2 protein-coding genes are annotated in these 1648 nt (G+C 34.3%); both read left to right on the forward strand.

Going from position 1 to position 1648, the window contains the following annotated elements; genetic code table 11:
- Nucleotides 1–192 precede the first annotated feature (192 nt).
- Nucleotides 193–564, forward strand: coding sequence for a VanZ family protein (locus KTE19_RS14385; RefSeq protein ID WP_275041113.1), 372 nt, complete (start codon nt 193–195; stop codon nt 562–564).
- A 201-nt stretch (nt 565–765) separates the two neighbouring features.
- Nucleotides 766–1350: a recombinase family protein gene (locus KTE19_RS13555; protein ID WP_217342506.1), complete on the forward strand. Its 585-nt coding sequence runs from the start codon at nt 766–768 to the stop codon at nt 1348–1350.
- Nucleotides 1351–1648: the final 298 nt, after the last annotated feature.

A 1648-nucleotide genomic window follows, 5' to 3' on the forward strand; every position in this document is an offset into this window, starting at 1 on the left:
CTGTGGTTACTAAATATCATAAGGGAAGGCATTCCCTATTTCTATACAATTCAGAAATCTTTTATGCATTTACACAAGATAATTTACACTCTCAATATTTTTAATTCAATTAATAATGAAAGTAGATGATGAATTATTAACCATATTTCAAAATTATTTGCCTGGGTATTATTAGGAATTTCAGCCTTATCAATTTGTTTTTTATGTTTTAGCCCAACCTTACCTATTAAATTGCCACCGTCAAATCAAGCTATTAGCTTTATGATGATTGGTAAGGCACCAGTTGCTTACATTCCCTTTCAAGAATTAGATCAATTAGGATTCTGGCTAAACATCATTATAACTTGTCCCTTAGGAATATTTACCTATATTTTATTCTCTCCCAAATTCAAAATTTCTCATGTGATTACAACTGGAATCCTTATTGGATTCACTATCGAATTTATTCAATTTATAACAGACAATTTGGCAATAACACATCGTTGGGTAGATATAAATGACGTGCTTGCTAATACTTTAGGATTTGTAGTTGGTTATTATCTATCAAAGTTAATTGATAAATAACCCGTAGGTAAATTTATTTGGGTCTAGAATTTTTGGTGTTGGAAAGTATTTCCATTCCAAAAGTACTAGGCCCTAATTTAAAAAGCCATTGATAATGGATCAAAAACGGCCACTAGGGTATACCCTAGTGGTCTTTTTTATTTCTGTGCTATACTAGGAATTACAAGTGTTCATTAGAACTGCCCAAAAGGAGAATTGGAAATGGCTAAAATCGGTTATGCGCGTGTGAGTTCTAAGGAGCAACATTTAGATCGACAGTTAGCGGCTTTAAAAGACGTTGATAAATTATTTACGGATAAATTAAGTGGGGCTAACACTAATCGGCCAGAACTGCAAAGAATGCTGGCCTATATTCGTGAGGGTGATATTGTAATGGTCACTGAATTAGATCGCTTAGGCAGAAACAACCTGGATTTAACTAAGATCATGAACACCATTCAAAATAAGGGTGCCACCCTAGATGTGTTAAATTTGCCGTCCATGACTGGAATTACTGACCCTAATTTGCGTCAACTTATGACTAACCTCATCATTGAATTGTATAAGTACCAGGCGGAAAGTGAACGTAAGTGGATCATCGAACGTCAGCAACAAGGCATTGCCCTGGCTAAACAACAAGGCAAATATCATGGGCGCAAACCCCAATACACCCAAGACGATCCCCGCTTGCAACATGCTTTTAAGCTTTATCGAGCTGGCATGAGTGACATTGATGTGTCCCGAAATACTGGGATTAAGCGGACAACCTTTATTCGGTATCGAAAGAAATTCAGTGTGTATAGATAAATTTCTCATTAAATAAGCAGGGCAGTGAAGAAAAAATTTAAATAGGAGTGAAATAACAGATATATGGAAATAAAACTAATAGAGGTTAGTGCATTTTGGATAAGTAATTAAAAAGTTCCGATCCAGAAAAATACAAAGATAAACGTTAATCTAATGGCTTCATATACCTAAGAAAATAACAAATCAATTTTTAGACTTAAGATTTGGTTTATAATAGATGGATGTAAGCTGATTCCTGAGACAACTTTTAAGAGAGCGTATAATGAATAAATCGTCTCTCAAAAGGAAGGAATTTTTA

This window comes from Lentilactobacillus dabitei, assembly GCF_019061365.1.
GTDB lineage: Bacteria > Bacillota > Bacilli > Lactobacillales > Lactobacillaceae > Lentilactobacillus > Lentilactobacillus dabitei.

Excerpts from the sequence above, each read along its gene's own strand:
- KTE19_RS13555 (WP_217342506.1), top strand. The coding sequence starts at position 766 with ATGGCTAAAATCGGTTATGCGCGTGTGAGTTCTAAGGAGCAACATTTA.